Annotated in this window: 15 protein-coding genes and 1 pseudogene; 10 read left to right on the forward strand and 6 right to left on the reverse strand. The window is 68.2% G+C overall.

Going from position 1 to position 15007, the window contains the following annotated elements:
* Positions 1-347, forward strand: a pseudogene (locus AO398_RS20910) (sugar transporter); the annotation flags it as partial.
* Positions 348-509: 162 nt separating this feature from the next.
* Entirely contained in the window at positions 510-1646 is a 1137-nt protein-coding gene (locus AO398_RS20915; protein WP_058194125.1) for a branched-chain amino acid ABC transporter substrate-binding protein, read from the forward strand.
* 31 nt (positions 1647-1677) lie between these two features.
* On the opposite strand, the gene AO398_RS20920 is transcribed toward AO398_RS20915, so the two are convergent.
* Complete coding sequence (locus AO398_RS20920; RefSeq protein ID WP_058194126.1) at positions 1678-2247, reverse strand: hypothetical protein; 570 nt, start codon at positions 2245-2247, stop codon at positions 1678-1680.
* A 136-nt stretch (positions 2248-2383) separates the two neighbouring features.
* Here AO398_RS20920 and dctP point away from each other — a divergent pair, with 136 nt between their 5' ends.
* Positions 2384-3517: a TRAP transporter substrate-binding protein DctP gene (dctP, locus tag AO398_RS20925; protein ID WP_058194127.1), complete on the forward strand. Its 1134-nt coding sequence runs from the start codon at positions 2384-2386 to the stop codon at positions 3515-3517.
* A 171-nt stretch (positions 3518-3688) separates the two neighbouring features.
* Positions 3689-5101 carry a phosphatase PAP2 family protein gene (locus AO398_RS20930; RefSeq protein WP_058194128.1) on the forward strand — a complete coding sequence of 471 codons (1413 nt, stop codon included), beginning with the start codon at positions 3689-3691 and terminating at the stop codon, positions 5099-5101.
* A gap of 678 nt (positions 5102-5779) precedes the next feature.
* On the opposite strand, the gene AO398_RS20935 is transcribed toward AO398_RS20930, so the two are convergent.
* The gene (locus tag AO398_RS20935) at positions 5780-6784 is read right to left on the reverse strand and encodes an NAD(P)H-binding protein (RefSeq protein ID WP_152997587.1); all 1005 of its coding nucleotides are present in this window, start codon (positions 6782-6784) and stop codon (positions 5780-5782) included.
* Complete coding sequence (locus AO398_RS20940) at positions 6781-7899, reverse strand: hypothetical protein (RefSeq protein WP_058194129.1); 1119 nt, start codon at positions 7897-7899, stop codon at positions 6781-6783. The genes AO398_RS20935 and AO398_RS20940 overlap by 4 nt, the downstream gene beginning before the upstream one ends.
* A 527-nt stretch (positions 7900-8426) precedes the next feature.
* Here AO398_RS20940 and AO398_RS20945 point away from each other — a divergent pair.
* The 3 genes from AO398_RS20945 (at position 8427) to AO398_RS20955 (ending at position 10399) form a co-directional block, all read left to right on the forward strand.
* Positions 8427-9815 carry a deoxyribodipyrimidine photo-lyase gene (locus tag AO398_RS20945; protein ID WP_058194149.1) on the forward strand — a complete coding sequence of 463 codons (1389 nt, stop codon included), beginning with the start codon at positions 8427-8429 and terminating at the stop codon, positions 9813-9815.
* 61 nt (positions 9816-9876) lie between these two features.
* A complete protein-coding gene (locus AO398_RS20950) occupies positions 9877-10152 on the forward strand; it encodes a BrnT family toxin (protein WP_058194130.1) in 276 nt (91 codons plus the stop codon).
* On the forward strand, positions 10121-10399 hold the full coding sequence (locus AO398_RS20955) for a helix-turn-helix domain-containing protein (RefSeq protein WP_058194131.1): 279 nt from the start codon (positions 10121-10123) through the stop codon (positions 10397-10399). Before AO398_RS20950 ends, AO398_RS20955 begins: the two co-directional genes overlap by 32 nt.
* Before the next feature lie 65 nt (positions 10400-10464).
* Here the strand turns inward: AO398_RS20955 and AO398_RS20960 are convergent, their stop codons facing one another.
* Complete coding sequence (locus AO398_RS20960) at positions 10465-10788, reverse strand: nuclear transport factor 2 family protein (RefSeq protein ID WP_058194132.1); 324 nt, start codon at positions 10786-10788, stop codon at positions 10465-10467.
* A 286-nt stretch (positions 10789-11074) separates the two neighbouring features.
* Between AO398_RS20960 and AO398_RS20965 the strand changes: the two genes are divergently transcribed.
* The 3 genes from AO398_RS20965 (at position 11075) to AO398_RS20975 (ending at position 13620) form a co-directional block, all read left to right on the forward strand.
* Positions 11075-12445: a chloride channel protein gene (locus tag AO398_RS20965; RefSeq protein ID WP_058194150.1), complete on the forward strand. Its 1371-nt coding sequence runs from the start codon at positions 11075-11077 to the stop codon at positions 12443-12445.
* Positions 12446-12568: 123 nt separating this feature from the next.
* Positions 12569-12748: a DUF1328 domain-containing protein gene (locus AO398_RS20970; RefSeq protein ID WP_007566531.1), complete on the forward strand. Its 180-nt coding sequence runs from the start codon at positions 12569-12571 to the stop codon at positions 12746-12748.
* Between the two features lie 17 nt (positions 12749-12765).
* Positions 12766-13620 carry an SDR family oxidoreductase gene (locus AO398_RS20975; protein ID WP_058194151.1) on the forward strand — a complete coding sequence of 285 codons (855 nt, stop codon included), beginning with the start codon at positions 12766-12768 and terminating at the stop codon, positions 13618-13620.
* Positions 13621-13887: 267 nt separating this feature from the next.
* Here AO398_RS20975 and AO398_RS20980 read toward each other — a convergent pair whose 3' ends face one another.
* Positions 13888-14376, reverse strand: a complete 489-nt coding sequence (locus AO398_RS20980; RefSeq protein WP_058194133.1) for a PRC-barrel domain-containing protein — start codon at positions 14374-14376, stop codon at positions 13888-13890.
* A gap of 208 nt (positions 14377-14584) precedes the next feature.
* A complete protein-coding gene (locus tag AO398_RS20985; protein WP_058194134.1) occupies positions 14585-14788 on the reverse strand; it encodes a hypothetical protein in 204 nt (67 codons plus the stop codon).
* Positions 14789-15007 lie beyond the last annotated feature (219 nt).

Below are 15007 nucleotides of genomic sequence, written 5' to 3' on the forward strand. Positions count from 1 at the left end.
CCGACGGCATCACGCTCGCCCAGGCTCTCGCCAAGGCGCGCGGCCTCTCGGACTTCGCCGCCGATCCGGCCGGAACGTTCATCTTCCGGTTCGAGCCCGCCAGCGTGGTGCGCCGCCTGAACCCGGCCACGAAGCTCACCGGCACGCCGCTGGTCCCGGTGGTCTACCGGATCAACATGCGCGACCCCAACAGCCTGTTCACCACCCAGGCCTTCCGCATGCGCAACCGCGACCTGATCTACGTCTCGAACGCGCCGTTCACCGAAGTGTCGAAGGTCCTGTCGGTCTTCACCTCCGTGACCGGGCCGGTCTCCTCGGTCGCGACCGCTTACTATTACGCGAAGTAAGGACGGGACGACTTCCCGGCGGCCGTGGAAAACAATCGCGTTCCGCAACGTCCTCGCGTATGGGCTTTACCGACGGTTTGGTGCGGAGCGGGAGCGCGCGTACGGAGCCGCATGCCGCCCGCGTCGGTGGCTGCCTCGCGTAAGGATGCTTAGAAAAGCCCGATGAAGATCGGACGCGTCGTCTCCGCCCGCGGGCTGTTCCGGCCCACGCTGATCCCCTTGAGCCTGTGTCTCGCGCTCCTGTCGGCCGGGCCGGCTTCGGCCGATGTCGTGGTCGGCGTGGCGGTCCCGCGCTCGGGTCCCTACGTCGCCGTGGGCGAGCAGGTGCTGCGCGGCGTCGAGGCCGCGGCCCGGGACGCCAACGCCATGGGCGGGCTCGACGGCCAGCCCGTGACCCTCGACGTCCAGGACGACGCCTGCGACTCGAACACCGCCACCGCGGTGGCCAACCACTTCGTGCGCTCCGACGTGCACCTCGTCGTCGGCCATGTCTGCTCGAACGCCTCGATCGCGGCCTCCGACATCTACGCCCAGAACGGCGTCGTGATGATCAGTGCGGCCTCGGTCTCGGCCCGGCTGACCGACCGGGGGCTGCCGAACGTCTTCCGGGTCTGCGGGCGGGACGACGATCAGGCCCGCCTGTCGGCCGCGGTGCTCGCGGAGCGGTTCCGCGACCGCAAGATCGCGCTGATCCAGGACCCGACTCCCGCCTCCCGGACGTTGGCGGCGGCCACCAAGGACAACCTCAACCGGATCGGCATCAACGAAACCCTGTCCCTGTCGTTCGTACCGAGCGACGCGGACGATGCCGCCCTGGTGGACCGGCTCAAGAACGCGGGGATCGAGGTGGTGTATTACGGTGGCGACGCCACCGAGATGGGCCGCCTCGTGAAGATCGCCGCCGATCGCGGCTATCGCCCGCAATGGTTCGGCACCTCGGCCATCGCCACGCCGGACTTCGCCAAGATCGCCGGGCCGGCGAGCAACGGCGTGCTGATGACCTTCTACCTCGATCCGAGCCGGCAGCCTGCCGCCGCCAGCGTCGTGAAGGCGTTCAAGGCCGAGGGCATCGATCCCACCGGTTCGACGATCTACGGCTACGCGGCGATGCAGGCGTTGGTCGCGGCGGGTAATTTCGCGCATTCGGCCGACCCGAAGCCGATCGCCCAGGCGCTCCATACGGAGCGGTTCGACCTCGTGCTCGGCACGGTCGGGTTCGATTCCAAGGGCGACGTCACCGCCCAGGGCTACGTCCTCTATGTCTGGAAGGACGGGAGCTTTACCCCTGCGGGGAAGTGACCGCCGAGCCCTGGCGCTCTCCTGACGCCGCCTACCCCCGCTCGGCGGCGTCGACCTCCAGGCCGCGTCCCAGCCCGCGCAGCAGCTCGGCGAGGTGCGGCCGGACCCGCAACTGGACTCCGTGGAGCTGGCGGACCGCCTCGCTGAGCCGGCCCTCGCGACCGAGCATCGCATCCGCGAAGCCGATCATCCGGGCGTTGGGCCAGGCCGGCTCGCGCAGGGCGTGAAGGCGGGCCACCAGGGCCTCGGCCGGACTCTCCGGCGCGGCCTGGGCGAACAGCATCAGCAGCGCCGCCGTGGAGCGCGACAGGCCGTAATGGCAATGGACCAGCAGATGGCCGGCGCCATCGAGGTTGCGACCGAAGCCGAGGATCGCCGCGACATGCTCGGGCTCGGGCGGCACGAGGCCCTCGCCGGGGCCGAGGCAGTCGTGGAAATGCAGGGTCGTGCGGGCATGGGCGCCGAAGGTGCCGAACGCCTCCGGCTCGGGGGTGCCGGGGTCGAGCAGGGACAGGACGTGGCTGACCCCGCGCGTGCCGTGGCCGGCCAGCTCCTCCAGGCCGCAGACGGTATGCAGGGTGACTTCAGGCTCGGATCGCATGGCCGGGCGCGTATCATGGGCGTCGCGCAGTTTCGAGGCGCGACGGCGTCGAGGCACTCGCGTTTCGAGAACGCAAGCGGACGTGCTACCTGCGCGCCGATCCCCCGCCGGCCGGATGTGGACACGCTGAGACGAGATGCCGTTGGACGAGCCTCAGAGCGCGCAATCTCCTGTCGGTGGACCGCGCCGCCGCACGATCCTCACAGCCGGCCTCGGCGCGGCGATCGCCGGGCCGCTGGCCGCGCCCGCCCTGGCGCAGGGCGCCCCCGAGCTGCGCTGGCGCCTGTCCTCGGCCTACGCCAAGAATCTCGACATCCTGTTCGGCGCCCCCGAGGCGTTGAGCCGGATCGTCGCCGAAGCCACCGACGGCCGCTTCCAGATCCAGGTGCTCGGCCCCGGTGAGCCGGTCCCGGCCGAGACTCTGCTCGACGCCGTGTCGGCCGGCACCGTGGAGATGGGTCATGGCCCGGCGACCCTCGGCCAGGCCAAGGACCCGACCTTCGCGCTCGCCACCGCGATCCCGTTCGGCCTCAACGCACGGGGCGCCGCCGCCTGGTGGCAGGCTGGGGGCGCCGCCGAGCTGTTCGCCGAAGTTTTCGCCAAATCCGGTCTGGTCTGCCTGCCGGGGGGCAATACCGGCGCGCAGATGGGCGGCTGGTTCCGGCGCGAGATCAAGAGCCTCGCCGATCTCCAGGGCCTGAAGTTCCGCATCGGCGGCATGGGCGGCCAGGTGCTCGCCAAGTTCGGCGTCCAGCCGCAATCCACCCCCGGCCCCGAGATCTACCAGGCGCTGGAATCGAAGAAGCTCGACGCGGCCGAGTGGATCGGCCCCTACGACGACGAGCGGCTCGGCCTGCAGAAGGTGGCGCCGGTCTACCATTATCCCGGCTTCTGGGAGGGCGGCGCCATGCTGCACTTCTGGTTCAATGCCGAGACGTGGAAGGCGCTGCCCAAAACCTACCAGGCGATCCTGCGCGCAGCGGCCGCCGAGGTCGGCGCCGAGGTCCAGGCCAAGTACGATGCGCGCAATCCGCAGGCCCTGCGCCGTCTGGTCGCCGGCGGTGCCCAGCTACGGCCGTTCCCGCAGGACGTGATGGAGGGCGCGCTCAAGAACGCCAATGACGTCTATGCCGAGATCGCCGCCAAGAACGCGGATTTCCGCCGCGTCTACGAGGCGATGCGCACCTTCCGGAACGAGGAGTATCTCTGGTTCCAGGTGGCCGAATACACCTACGACAACTTCATGATCCGGGCCCGGGCGCGGGGATAGCGAAGTCGTGAAATCCCGGTTTCAAAAGGTCGACGACCTTTTGCGGGTGGAGGGCCGACCTCTTCCGTCATCGGGGCTCTGCCCCGATACCCCGCCAAAGGGCTGAGCCCTTTAGGAACCCGGCCTTTGGCGGTGCCAGCCGGGCGCGCATCGACCAGGGAAGGAGACGGCATGATCGGGACCATGAGACTCGGCCTGGCGCTGCTCGGGACGGTGCTGCCGCTCCAGGCGCTGGCGCAATCGCCCGCCAACCTCACCGCCCTGCGCGGCCTGGCGCCGGTGGCCCGACTGCAAGGGAGCCCCGCGGGTAGGGCCGCGCTGGACGCCAACCTGCGGGTGACCGGCGATATCCAGGCCGGCACGCTCAAGCAGCCGGTTCTGCTGCCGTTTCCCGAGCAGCAGCAACTCGCCCTGCGGGACTGCTTCATCACCGACGGCAACGCCACCGGGCTCGCCGACGGCCTCGGCACGACGCTCGCCACCGCCTATCAGGCCCGGGCGCGCTACAGCGACTACAAGGCCTTCACCAGCGTGGCGCCGACGGTGGCGGACCTGATCGGCTACACCAACAACGTCACCAAGTCGGATTCGAATGCCGGCAAGTTCTTCTTCGCCAACGGCACCACCAACGGCAAGAACCCGGTCTCGGCCGAGGCCGCTTCCCTGCTGACGGACGGCACCGTCACCGACGTGTTCGGCAAGGCCTATGGCCGGCCGGCGCGCAGCCCGGGGGCCGACCGGTTCGGCAACTCCCGGCCGTTCCAGACGCTGCCGGCGCTCCGGGCCTACCGGGGCGAGGATTATTTCGGCGCGGCGTCCCATTCCCTCGACTGGCTGCGCGGCCCGAAGCAGGATCTCGTCGACAGCCCGTCCTATCCCAGCGGCCACACGACCTACGGCTACACCGAGTCGCTGATCCTCGCCCTGCTGGTGCCGGAGCGCTACCAGCAGATGATCGCGCGGGCCGCCGAATACGGCAACGACCGGATCATCGTCGGGGCGCATTACGCCATGGACGTGATCGGCGGGCGCACGACCTCGCTCCACGCGGTGGCGCATCTGCTCGCCAACGACCCGGCCTATGTCGGCCAGATCCGGAAGAACCCCGCCGTGATCGACACGAACGCGACGGACGCGGACAAGCACGTCGGTGTGACCGATTACCAAGCCCTCCTGACGGAGGCCCGCGCAGCGATGGCCGAGGCTCTCACGGCCGGCTGCGGCGGCACGGTGGCGGCCTGCGCGGCGCGGGACACCGGCCGGTTCAAGGACGAAGCCGCCAACGCCGCCTTCTACGAGGCGACCCAGACCTACGGGTTGCCGGTGGTCCATGACGCAACCGCCAACACCCGGGAGGATGTCGCCACAATCGCCCCGGAGGCCGGCCATCTGCTGACCGCGGCCTTCCCGTCGCTCACGCTCGACGAGGCCAATGCCATCCTGACCGAGACGCAGGGCCCGGGCGGCGGCTTCCTCGACGACGGCTCCGAATTCGGGGTCTATTCCCGGATCAACCTCTACGCGGCGGCCGGCATGGCGGCGGCGCTGGCGGCGAGCCGGGCGGGGGCGAGCGCGACGCGCTGACGGGGAATGAGAGACGATCCCGCCTGATGGAGATCCGAATCTTTTCCCTCGATCTGGCGGACTGAGGGTCGTTCGATCGACGGACGGGCTTGCAGGCCAGGACGAGGCGCAGGTCCCCTCTCCCGTGGGCTACGATGTTCACACAATGGCTTGCGGAAAGCGCGGCGCGCTCTCCTCCCCCTTGCGGGGAGGTGTTGGAGGTGGGGGTCGCTCAGAAGGCACCACTGCGCCTTATCCTGCACCACCCCCACCCCTGACCCCTCCCCGCAAGGGGGAGGGGAAATGCGTTGTGTTTCAGAGGCTTGCGCGAGAACTATCTTGATGTGTGAATCCGCTAGCCCGTGCGGGCTACGATATTCACACAATGGCTTGCGGAAAGCGCGACCCACTCTCCTCCCCCTTGCGGGGAGGAGTTGGAGGTGGGGGTGGTGCAGAAGGCACCGTTAGGCTCGATCCTGCACCACCCCCACCCCTGACCCTTCCCCGCAAGGGGGAGGGGAAACGCGTTGTGTTTCAGAGGCTTGCGGCAGAGCTTTTTGAAGTGTGAATCCGCTAGCCCGCCCGGGAGAGGGGGCCTGGCGCGCTCCTTCGAGGCCGGCTGGAGCGGGCACCTTAGGACGAGGTCGAGGGTCGGAAGGACGGGTCGAGCAATCCCTGAGACGTCCGATACCCGTGCCGTCAGAACACGGCGTGGTCGCCGCGCTCGGCGACGGCCTCGCCTCGGACCACGCGCGCGTAATAAGCGAACAGCGTGTCAGAGCCTGTCGAGGGCGTGGCGCGGGCATCGTAGCGGCCCGTGGTCGGATCCAGGACGAGCATCGACTCCGTGGCGTAATAGCGCCCGATGCGCGCGAGCTCGGCCTTGGCCGCCAGGGCCGGGACTAGCCGCCCGAGGATGGACAGAACGGCGATGATCCCGTCCAGCAGCGCCACCGGCACGTGCCGGAAGCGCGGCGCGCGCCCCAGCAGGGCGAACAGGTGCTCGCCCTGCGCCTTCGGGGTGATCGCCTCGCCCGGCCCCCCGATCGGGAGGATGCGATTGCGCCGGTCCTCATGGTCGATGCAGTCCGCGAGGTAGCGGCCCAGGTCGTCGTCGCTGATCGGCCTGGAGGCGGTCAGCAGCCCGTCGCCGAAGATCAGGAACGGCTTGCCGCGCCGCACCCGATCGATCTGCCCCGAGAGCGATTTGAAGAAGGCCGTGGGCCGCACGATCGTGTAGGCGAGGCCCGACTCGATCAGCACCCGCTCGAACGCCAGCTTGGCGTGCTGGAAGGCGAGGACCGGCTTCTGCACGCAGATCGCCGAGAGCAGGATGACATGCGTGACGCCGGCCGCCCTGGCGGCCTCCAGCGCGTTCACATGCGCCTGATAATCGATCGCCCAGGCATCGTCGGGCAAGCCGGTGCGCGAGGCGAGACACGAGATCAGGACGTCGAACGGCTCGCCGCGGAGGCCGTCGCGGGCGAGCGAGGCCGGATCGGTCACGTCCGCGACCCGTGCGGTGGCGCCCGCGGGCAGGGCGGGGGGATCCGCCGGCCCTGACGGGTCGCGGCGCCTGACGAGGCAGACGACCGCGTGACCGCGCGCCGCCAGCGCACGCACCGTCGCGCGGCCGATCGTGCCGGTACCACCCAGAACGAGGATGCGCCGTGCGGGTGCATCCTCCGGCCGATCCGCCCTCACGGCACCCGCTTGCGCAGCACGAAACTCCCCACCGCCAAGAACTTCTGCGCCCGCTTGCCGGTGTCGACCTCCGTGGTGAACACGTTGCCCTTCGAATCGACTGCAAGGTTGTGGACCCAGTGAAACTGGCCCGCCATGCGACCGTTCCGGCCGAAGGCGCCGACCGTCGCGCCGGTGGCGCGCTCGAGGGTGCGGACCTCGTTGTTGGCCCCGTCGGCGTTGAGCAGGTAGGTCTCGTCGGCGTCCGGCCACAGGGCCAGCTCCCAGACCGAGCCGTTGGCCCGGGTGTTCTTCTCCACGACGAACTCCTTCACGAAGCTGCCGTCCTTCCGGAACACCTGGATCCGGTTGTTGGTGCGGTCGCAGACATAGACCAGCCCGTCATGGGCGATGCGCACGCAATGGACCGGGTTGGCGAATTGCTGGCGCGGGGCGGCAGCCGGGTCGTAGGGGCCGAGCTTGTCGTCGGTGGGCGGCTTGCCGTAGGCGCCCCACATCCGCTTGAAAGCCCCGGTGTCCCGGTCGAACACGATGATGCGGTGGTTGTAGTAGCCGTCCGCCACGTAGACCTCGTTCGCCGCCCCGTCGAAATCGACATTGGCCGGCTTGCCCAGGCGGCTGGTGTCGCGGCTGTCGGTCTGCGGGCCGGACTTGCCGATCTGCAGGACGAACTTGCCGTCGGGGGTGAATTTCAGGAGCTGGCCGTCCTGGTCGCCGTTGCCGGCGATCCAGACGAAACCCTTCTCGTCGATCTGGATGCCGTGCTCGTTGGTCGGCCAGTCGTAGCCCTCACCCGGGCCACCCCAGCTGCGCAGCAGGGTCCCGTCCTGGGCGAATTCGAGCACCGGCGGCGCGGGCTTGCAGCACTTGCTACGCGGCGGATCGAGGCTCGCGGCCTTCTCGTCGTCGGTGAGCGTGCGCGGCCGCTGGACCACCCAGACATGGTCCTGCGCATCCACGGCGACGCCGGAGGCCTGGCCGAGGATCCAGTCGTTCGGCAGGGGCTTCGGCCAGGATGGGTCGACCTCGAAGCGTGGAGCCTCCGCGGCGGCGGCAGGGCCCGCGAGGGCGAGCAGGCAAGCGAGCGCCGGCAGCGCGGTGGAAAGAACCCTCATGGCGTGTCCTCCCGGCGCCTGTCCCGGCGCTCGGCACCAGCATGGCGTCCCGCGCGGCCCGGTGCCAGCGCTACGGCGCCGACGCGGTGACAGATCGGAGCGGACAGAAAAAAGGCCACTCCCGAAGGAGCGGCCCGAAGTCTAGGGAGGAAACGCCCAAGAAGGGCAGCGGGACGGCGACGCCATCGCCATCCCGCGCTGCACAATCTGCGCGCGCTGGGAAAAATTACAAGCCCGTCGGGACGGGAACGGCGCCCTTTTTCGCGCCGCCAAAAGGATCGCCGGGGCGCTGTGTCGAAAATGTCGCAGCGCTGCCGATGCCCCACAGGACAGATCTCCCGCGCGATGGACCCGAAAAACCGACCGTAAACCCTTAAGGAGCCGGGATTTCGTCGTGGCGGTTCCATTGCCGGCTGACGATTTCACTGCGGCATTTCATAACGGGCCTCCGGCCGGACGAATTCGATACCCGCTCTAGCTTTCCGGCCAAGTCTTTGTCGGATCTGGTGCAAGGAATGCGTGCGGATATGGCGATCCAGGGTGAGCGGATCCGGGTTCTCAACGATGTCGAGCCGCGGAAGGACGGACGGTATGTCCTGTATCTCCTGCAGCAGGCCAACCGGGCGACATTCAATCCGGCGCTCGAACTCGCCATCGAGGAGGCGAACCGCCTCGATCTGCCGGTGGTCGCTTGCTTCGGCCTGCTCGACGGCGCGAGCGGATTCCCGGAGGCCAATGCCCGGCACTACGCCTTCCTGCTCCAGGGTCTCGCGGATGCGAAGGCGGGGCTGGAGAAGCGCGGCGTCGGCTTCGTGATGCGCAAGTGCTCGCCGGCGAAGATCGCCATCGACCTCGCCGAGGAGGCCGCGCTGTTGATCCTCGACCGGGGCTACCTTGCCATCCAGAAGGGCTGGTACCGGGAGATCACGAAGGCCGTGAAGACGCGCATCGTCCAGGTCGAGGGCGACGTGGTGGTGCCTGTCGAGACCGCGTCGAACAAGCATGAATACGCCGCCCGGACGCTGCGGCCGAAGCTGAACCGGCTCTGGGACCCGTTCATCGCCGACCTGCGCCCGCGCAAGCTCAAGCATGCCGCGAAGGCCGTGACGCCCAAGGGCGAGATCGACGTCTCCGATCCGGAGGCGGTTCTGGCCGGCATGACGCTTGACCGGGTGGTCGGGCCGGTGAAGCGCTTCACCGGGGGCGAGACCGAAGCCCGCAAGCGCCTGAAGGCGTTCCTGAAGGACGGGTTCGCGGGCTACGGTGCGGGGCGCAACATGCCGGAGGCGGCCGCTGCCTCGCACATGAGCCCGTTCCTGCATTTCGGCCAGATCTCCTCCGTGGAGATCGCCCTGGCGGTGCGGGAGGCCAAGGCCGGCGACGATGACGACCGCGGCGCCTACCTGGAGGAGCTGATCGTCCGGCGCGAGCTCGCCATGAACCACGTCTTCTACACGGAGGGCTACGACGATTACGACAAGGCGGTCCCGGACTGGGCCCGCAAGACCCTGGCCGAGCAGGCCGACGATGCGCGTCCGCATGCGTATTCGGAGGAGCAGCTTGCGGCCGGCGAGACCCACGAGCCGTATTGGAACGCCGCGATGCGCGAGATGCGCGAGACCGGCTACATGCACAACCAGCTGCGCATGTACTGGGGCAAGAAGATCCTGGAATGGTCGCCCTCGCCCGAGGAGGGCTTTGCCCGGACGCTCCGGCTCAACAACCGCTACTTCCTGGACGGGCGCGACCCCAACTCCTTCACCAACGTCGCCTGGGTGTACGGCCTCCACGACCGCCCCTGGCAGCGCCGCCCGATCTTCGGCACGGTCCGCTACCAGAGCGAGAACTCGCTGAAGAAGTTCGACGCGAAGGCGTATGTGAAGGCGGTGGAGCGGCTGTGTGAGGCGGAGGGGTGAGCGATCGTCCATCGATCGTCGAGGTTGCGGATAATACGGGAATTCCGTATGACTCGCGGTCATGGCATCCGACCGGTTCGATCCTGCCAAGGACGCGACCAACCGCGAGAAGCACAAGCTTCCCTTGGCCTTCGGCGACCGCATTTTCGAGGACGACGATCACCTGATTATCGCTTCCATCCGTGAGATCGACGGGGAGGAAAGGTTCAAGGTGGTCGGGATCGTTGAGGGGAAGCTGTTTACCGGCGTGTTTGTCTGGAGGGCCGACCTGCCCCGTTTCATCTCGGTGAGAAGGAGCAACACAGGTGAAGAGAGAGCCTATCGCACTGCCGGCTGACTCGGGCGACGCCGAAGATTTCGACGTGACGGCCGAGGCGCTGGATCGTGCCCAGCGCGCACGCCTGATCCGTAAGACAAGGACCGGGCTCGGCCTGTCGCAGTCCGAGTTCGCCAGCCGCTTCCGGGTTCCGGTCGGCACGCTGCGCGATTGGGAGCAGGCGCGGGTGACCGCGCCGGATTTCGCCATCGCCTATGTGCGTGTCATCGGACAGCATCCGGACATGGTGGCAAAAGCAGTCGCATAGACCACGATCCTCAGCCGGATGCTTCCGGCGTTGGTAACCAGCAGCGGACGTTGAAACCGCCGGGATCAGAGGTCTTCAACCCTGGAGCAATGGCCGGCTACGATACGCAAGCCCGGATCGCATTCGCGCCAGACATGCGTGTAGGCGAAGATACCTAAAGCTGGATGCTGATCGAACGTAGCTTCGAGCTTTGCCTTGGTTGTGGTGGCAATGAGCGTATCGGCCGGATGAACGCGCGTTTCGAACAGATCGAACCGCTGGATCTGGACGATCAGGATCCGGGTTGCCTCCAGGTCTTTCTCCTTCGTCATCACGGTTCCCGGCGGGCCCGTTAATACCAAATCGTCACCCATCAGATCGGAGAGTGACTGAACATCTCCCGTGACCATCGTGATGCGAAATCACGCCTCGCATCGCATCACACTCTGAGCTTGGTACATTGCCGTCGGTCCCAATTCTTCACCAAACGCAGTCTACGAAGGTTTGGTCAACCGCAGGCGGGCGGCATTCGCAGGCCTCCTTGCCTGACGTGGATCGTCAGCGATCCACCCTCACCGGGCGATGCAGAACAGCCAGCTCGCCGCGGCAATCGCGCCGTAACCCGAGCCATTCGCGGCTAAGTGCGGTATGACCTGCCCTCAGTCGGCGGGAGCGAAATATTTATTCATGGACCAGATGCGGGATGACGCGCCGAAGACGACTCGCGCGCCCAGCACAACACGCTCCCGCTACCGCCGCTCGATCACGCGCCTGCGCTCGGCCTCGCTGGAGGCTTATCCGCTGTGGCGGGGGCGGCTGCTGTTCCTCGCGGGCGGCATCTGCGTCGGGTTGGCCGCGGTGCTGATGGCCAAGGGCGCCGATCTCGCGCAGGACGGGTTCCGGCGGCTCACCGCGCCCTCGCCGCTGATTGCGCTGGTGCTCACGCCCGCCGGCTTCGCGCTGGCCGCCCTGCTCGCCCGGACCGTGTTCCCGAACTCGCAAGGCTCGGGCATCCCGCAGGTGATCGCCGCCCGGCACGCCCGGGATGCGCGCTTCCGGTTCTCGCTGATCTCGCCCCGGGTGGCGTGCGGCAAGGTAATGGTCCTGTTCCTCGGGTTGCTCTGCGGCGCCTCGGCGGGCCGCGAGGGGCCGACCGTGCAGGTCGGCGCCGCGATCATGGCCGCCTTCGGCCGCCTGACGCCGGACCGCCTGCCGGGGCTGCTGCTCGCGGGCGGCGCGGCCGGGGTCGCGGCGGCGTTCAACACCCCGCTCGCCGGCATCGTGTTCGGCATCGAGGAATTGGGCCGGGCCTACGAGGCGCGCTCGTCGGGCCTGATCGTCGCCGGGATCGTGGCCGCCGGCCTCACCTCCCTCTGGCTCATGGGCAACTACACCTATTTCGGCACCAGCCAGGCGGAGCTGCCGCTGGCGGCGAGCTGGATCGTGCCGGCGCTGGCGGCAGGGGGCGGCTTCGCCGGCGGGGTGTTCAGCCGGCTGGTGATCCTGTTCGCCCGGGGCCTGCCGGGAACCGCCGGCCGCCTGATCGGCGCCCGGCCGGTGGTGTTCGCGGCGGTCTGCGGCCTGTGCGTGGCCCTGTGCGGGCTGGCCTCCAACGGAACCGCCTACGGCACCGGTTACGAGGAGGCCCGGGCGATCCTGCATGGCGACGCGACCGCCGGCTGGACCTACGCGCCGCTGAAATTCGCCGCCACGGTGCTCAGCTCGGTCAGCGGCATCCCGGGCGGCCTGTTCGCGCCGTCACTGGCGGTCGGGGCCGGGATCGGTGGGACGATGCACAGCCTCCTGCCGGCCATGCCGGTGGGCGCCCTCGTGCTGATCGGGATGGTCGCCTACCTCACCGGCGTGCTCCAGGCGCCGATCACCAGCTTCGTCATCGTCACCGAGATGACCCAGAACCACACGATGATGATCCCGCTGATGATCGCGGCGCTCATCGCCGACGCGGCCTCGAAGGCGGTCTGCCGCGGCGGGCTCTACCACACGCTGGCCGAGATGATGCTGGAGCGGGCCGACGTTCCGGCGCAGCCGGTGGCCAAGACAGCCTGAGAATCGGACGGCCTGAGAATAAAAGGCTGTTGGCATCACGTCGACGCGGAACGGTCTCGCTTGCGGCCGGTTGAGGGAACGATTGTAGTTCGCCCGTGCCTCGGGCGCTTCCGGAGTGACGCGATGACCTTGCTGAAATGGGCCCTCATCTGCTTCGTGATCTCTCTGATCGCGGGCGGCCTCGGCTTCACCGGCATCGCCTCGGGCGCCGGCTCGCTGGCACGCATCCTGTTCGGCCTGTTCCTGCTGGTCGCCATCGTGATCGTGGTCATCGCCTTCGCGGTCGGTCAGGCGGTCTTCTGAGCCGCATGGCGGACGCGATGCAGGGCAAGGTCTGCCTCGTCACCGGGGCGACCAACGGCATCGGCTACGAGACGGCCCTGGGGCTCGCGCGCAAGGGCGCGCGGGTCGCCATCGTCGGGCGCGATTCCGGCAGGACGCAAGCCTGCGCCGAGCGGATCCGCGCCTCCGTCCCGGGCGCCATCGTGGACCCGCACGTCGCCGACCTGTCGGCGCAAGCGGAGATCCGCCAGCTCGCCGCATCGCTGCGCGACGCCTACCCGCGCCTCGACGGCCTGGTGAACAATGCCGGGGCGATCTTCGACCGGCGAGAGCTTACGGTCGACGGCATCGAACGCACCTGGGCGCTCGACCATCTCGGCTACGTGCTGCTGACGCTCGACCTCCTCGGCCCCCTGAAGGCTTCGGCCGCGGCCGGCGGCAAGCCGCGGATCGTCAATGTCGCCTCGGCGGCGCATTATCGGGGCCATGTCGACTTCGCCGACATCGAAGGCGCCCGGCGCTACGGCGCGATGCGGGCCTATTCCCAGGCCAAGCTCGGCAACGTGCTGTTCACCTACGCGCTCGCCCGGCGGGTTCAGGCCGACGGCATCACGGTCAACGCCCTGCATCCGGGGGTGATCAATACCGGCTTCGCCAAGAACACCGGCGGCCTGTTCGGGGCCGCCTGGTCGTTGATACGCCCGTTCCTGACCCAGCCCGACAAGGGCGCCGAAACCTCGCTCCATGTGGCGACCGCCCCCGAGCTCGACGGCGTCACCGGCCGCTATTTCTCGCATTCCCGGCCCAAGACCTCATCGGCCGAGAGCAGCGACGAATCCGTGCAGGAGCGGGTCTGGGCGCTGAGTCTCGCGCAGATCGGGCGGGGCGGCTGAGCGCTCCTCGGGGGCGCGTCACGCATCCCAAAGGCCGTCGCGGTCCGCTTCGCTCAGCGACGGCTGCCGTTTCCCTGCCGGCTTCCGCTGGCCGATGCCTGGATGGCGGCGACGCACTCGGCGAGGAGGTCAGGCGATCCGTCTGCGAGAATGCGCGTCCGTCGGACGAGCGCCCGTGAGGGATCGCAACATACGGTCGGGATTGCGCGACAGGGCCGCCCTCTTCGCGGGGGGGGCGAGGCCGTTTCGCTGTCGACGGCGAGCGCTTCAGCGCGCGGCGCGTGCTTTGGCGGCGTTGAACGGCTCGGCGGCCGCAATCGCATCCGTACCCATGTCGAGCACCGCCGAGAATCGATCGCCCCCTGGCCGCAGAACAAGGGCGCCGGGCTCGACCGCGATCCGCTTGTCGTCGAGGCCAAGGAACCGGCTGACATCGATCACGACGGCCTCCAGGGTGCCGCCGTTCGCGATTAGCAGATCGTCGATCTTCCCGACGCTTCCCCCGGCGGGATTGCGAACCTCGACGCCGATCAACTTCGAGGCGAGGAACGTGGTGGGCTTCAAGCCTTGACGCTTGGCTGCATCCTCAGCGTTTGCGGCTTCCATGAGTTGACCGGCCGTGCGACCCGCAATCGTCGTCCCGGGGCCGCTGCCGGGCACGATCGTTCTGCCGCCACCAAGCCCTGCGGGTTGTGCGAGCGTCGGAGACGCCGCCACGACCGCAAGAACAGACAAGCCTATCTTCAGGACGCGCATGCCCCACATCTCCACGGGTCCATCTGGATGTCATACGACGAGGAGTAATTTCTTAGACGGGCGAAACCGACGCCATCGCGTCCGCACGTCGTCAAGCCGGCTGTTTGTCGGGTGATCTCTTGGCCCGGGTCCAAGCGTGGGACGCCGAAAGCGTCAACGGGATCCGACGCCTGAGGCGCCACGACGTATCGTGGCGCCAGGGTGCGATTTATTTGCGATTGTTGATGAGCTTGTCGACGTTCTTGTTGGCCTCTTTGTTTTCTTTCTGCTGCGAGGTCACGTCGTGCTTGGTGTCCTTCATGGACATTTCATTGCGCTTGCCCTGCGGCATGTCCTGCGGAGCGGCCATGGCCGGGGTGATCGCCCAAAGGCACGCGAGACAAAGAGAGGCGCTCGCCGTCTTCTTCAGCATTTACATCTCCTCCATTGAATTGGCAGTGCCAGAATTCTTCCCGGAAGGCCCTGTTCCTGCGTGATGGATCACGAATTTGGGATTCCCGTGCATCCAACAGGCGACTGAGACTGCACCGGACGCCGATCGCCGACGGAACGCCAGGCCCGGCGCGACCCGCCGCAGGCCGCGGCCCTGGCGGACGGTTTCGCGATGTGTCGACAGACGCCGGATTTCCTT

The sequence above is a fragment of the Methylobacterium sp. GXS13 genome (assembly GCF_001455965.1).
Taxonomy (GTDB): Bacteria; Pseudomonadota; Alphaproteobacteria; order Rhizobiales; family Beijerinckiaceae; genus Methylobacterium.